Source organism: Nodosilinea sp. LEGE 07298 (assembly GCF_015207265.1).
Classification (GTDB): domain Bacteria; phylum Cyanobacteriota; class Cyanobacteriia; order Phormidesmidales; family Phormidesmidaceae; genus Nodosilinea.
The window spans coordinates 1-3,241 of the sequence record NZ_JADEXE010000474.1 but is presented as its reverse complement, the minus strand read 5'-3'; the positions used below and the strand labels follow the sequence as shown (position 1 = coordinate 3,241).

The 3,241-nt window shown below is 59.9% G+C and carries 2 protein-coding genes; both read left to right on the top strand.

Translation table 11 applies throughout. The features are described 5' to 3' along the window. Positions 1 to 28 precede the first annotated feature (28 nt). Complete coding sequence (locus IQ273_RS31895; RefSeq protein ID WP_194027104.1) at positions 29 to 1,453, top strand: acyl-CoA dehydrogenase family protein; 1,425 nt, start codon at positions 29 to 31, stop codon at positions 1,451 to 1,453. A gap of 273 nt (positions 1,454 to 1,726) precedes the next feature. After that, positions 1,727 to 3,241: primary-amine oxidase (locus IQ273_RS31890; protein ID WP_194027103.1), on the top strand; the 1,515-nt coding region annotated here is incomplete at its 3' end.

The window sequence follows — 3,241 nt, the reverse complement described above, 5'->3', positions numbered from 1 at the left end:
CCCCCTACCCATCCACCCATCCACCCCTATGCCCACCAAAACCTGGAACGGCCTCCCTTTTACCGGCCTCAGCGAAGACTTTGACCCCCAGTGGTTGCTAACGCCCGAGCAGCAGACGCTTCAGGCCAAGCTGATTGAGCTGTGTGCGGCGGTGCTCAGGCCCAATGCGATCGCCTCCGATCGCAACCTGATCTACCCCCGCAAAAACTTCGAGGCGCTAGCTTCCCTGGGTTTGCTGAGCCTGTTTGTACCGAAAGAGTGGGGCGGCCTGGGCGAAAACCACATCTGCGCCGCCATGGTGGTGGAAACCATCGCCCGCTACGGCTGCCCCAGTACAGCGATGTGCTACACCATGCACCTGGGGGCGGTGGCGGCAGCCCTATTTCGCGCCCATGAGAGTCCTGAACTGCAAGGTCTATTAAAGCGATTGGATAATGAGGTGCTGATCGGTACTCTCTCCTACTCTGACCCCGAGACTGGCTCCCACTTCTGGTATCCCGTTTCCTCAAAGGCGACGGCGACCCCCGACGGCTGGCAGGTGAACAAGAAAGCTTCGTGGACGACTTCGGCAGGGTTTGCCGACTGGTACATTGTGCAGACCACCAGCCCCCACTTCGACGGCGATTTCTCAGACCTCTCCTGCTTTTTGATCTACGCCGATGAGGTGCAGGCCGAACCTCACAAGTGGGATGCCCTGGGCCTGCGCGGCAACCAGTCGGGCACCCTGCTGGTGGATGGAGTGACGGTACCGCGCGATCGCATGGTTGGCCCCGAGGGCGACGGCACCGCCTCTAACGACGAAATTGTGGACCCCTTCTTTCTGCTCTGCTCGTCGGCCTGCTGGAATGGGATAGCGCTGGGGGCGATCGACATTGCCAAGGCCCACGTTACCCGCAAGAAGCACGTCGATGTCGGCATGCGCGTCGCTGACTACCCCACCATTCAGGACTACTTCGGCGAGGCGATTATGGACACCAGCGCCTGCCGCATGTTCACGCTCTCCATGGGCCAACTCATGGATCAGCTTACTAATAACTGCGACTGGGCCATCCACGCCGACACTAGCGCCCTACCCCGCTCGGCTCACCTGCACTGGTACTGGCAAATTAAGTTTGAGGCCGCTAAGAACGTCGCCCACGTCTGCGACAAAATGCTCCATGCCTGCGGCGGTTCCGGCTTTAAGAAAGACATGGAAATCGAGCGCTACCTGCGCGACGGCAAGGCGGGCTGGGTAATGGGGCCAACCAACGAGGTGCTGCGCCAGTTCGTCGGTAAGTCAGCTCTGCTGGGCTTCGACTCGCTAGACTACTGGAACCAGTCGGTCAACGAGCGGGTGCTGCACAACGAGCTAAAGAAGCTCGACCCCGACGCCAAGCGCAAGCTGGCCGAGTCGCTGCTAGCGGATTTGGAGGTAGCCGAAACTGCCACCCCCATCCCCGTCGCCGCCGCGTAGGGTGGGCACCGCCCACCACTCACCCCAGCCAAAATCCCTAATTTTTGCCAAGGATGCCGCGATCGCACCATTAGCCGCGTAGGGTGGGCACTGCCCACCACCCACCCCAGCAAAAGTCCCCAAAATGTTGCCCCAAAATCCGCGATCGCACCACCAATAGGAGTTTCGTCACGTCAAGAATAATGCTTAAAAGTTAAACGTTTGTAGCCCAGAGGAATGGTGGGCATTGCCCACCCTACAGAATCCATTCAACTACCCATTAGGAGCCTATCCATGACCGTTGCCCAAGAACGACCTACCGCGATCGCCGTAGCTCACCCCCTCGAACCCCTCACCCCCGCCGAGATCGCTGCTGCCGTTGCCATTTTGCGCCAGGAAAAATCCCTGGGAGCTAGCACTCGCTTTGCCACCGTTACGCTTAACGAGCCCTCTAAGGAAACAGTAATGGGCTTTAGGCCGGGGGATGACATTGCGCGGGAAGCCTTTGCGATCATTCTCGACAACGCTACGGCCCAAACCTATGAGGCGATCGTGTCGCTTACCGAGGGCAACGTTACCTCGTGGAAACACATTTCTGGCGTGCAGCCGCCGATCATGCTCGACGAGTTTAGTGAGTGCGAGAATGCGGTCAAGGCCTGCCCAGAGTTTATTGAGGCGATCGCAAAACGAGGTATTACCGACACCAGCCTGGTCATGGTTGACCCCTGGTCTGCCGGTAACTACGGCCTAGAGGACGAAGAGGGCGTGCGCCTTTCCCGTGCCCTCTGCTGGGTGCGGGCCAACCCCACCGACAACGGCTACGCCCGCCCGATCGAAGGCGTTATTCCCGTGGTGGACCTCAACAAGATGGAGGTGATCCGGGTCGAAGACCACGGCGTGGTACCCCTGCCGCCCCAGTCGGCCAACTACTCTCAGGAATACATTAAGAACTTCCGCACGGACCTCAAGCCGCTCGAAATCATTCAGCCCGAAGGCCCCAGCTTCACCGTCGAGGGCCACCAGATTTGCTGGCAAAAGTGGAAGATGCGCATCGGCTTCACCCCCCGCGAGGGGCTAGTGCTCTATACCGTCTCCTACACCGACAGCGGTGAAGAGCGGCCCATTCTCTACCGCGCCTCCCTGGCGGAAATGACCGTGCCCTACGGCGACCCCCAGCCCCACCACTACCGCAAAAACGCCTTCGACGTGGGCGAGTACGGCGTTGGCACCCTGGCCAACTCGCTCAAACTGGGCTGCGACTGCCTGGGCGAAATCCACTACTTCGACGCCTTTATGACCAACTCGCGGGGCGAAGTGGCGCAGATCGAGCACGCCGTCTGCCTCCACGAAGAAGACTTTGGCATTCTCTGGAAGCATGTGGACTGGCGCACCGAAGAAACCGAAGTGAGGCGATCGCGCCGTCTGGTCGTCTCCTTTATCGCCACCGTGGGCAACTACGAGTACGGCTTCTTCTGGTACTTCTACCAGGACGGCACCATTCAGTACGAGGTCAAGCTGACGGGCATGGTCAGCACCGCCGCCGTAGCCCCCGGCGAAACCCCCAAATACGGCACCCTGATTGCCCCGCAGCTCTACGCCCCGGTGCACCAGCACATCTTCAACGTGCGGATGGATATGTGCGTCGACGGCCTGCAAAACTCGGTCTACGAAGTCGATATCGAACCCGAAGACGACGAACTCAACCCCTATGGCAACGCCTTCTACGCTAAATCGACCCTGCTCGCCACCGAACAAGAGGCCCAGCGCCTGATCGACCCCATGAAGGCCCGCTACTGGAAGATCGTCAAC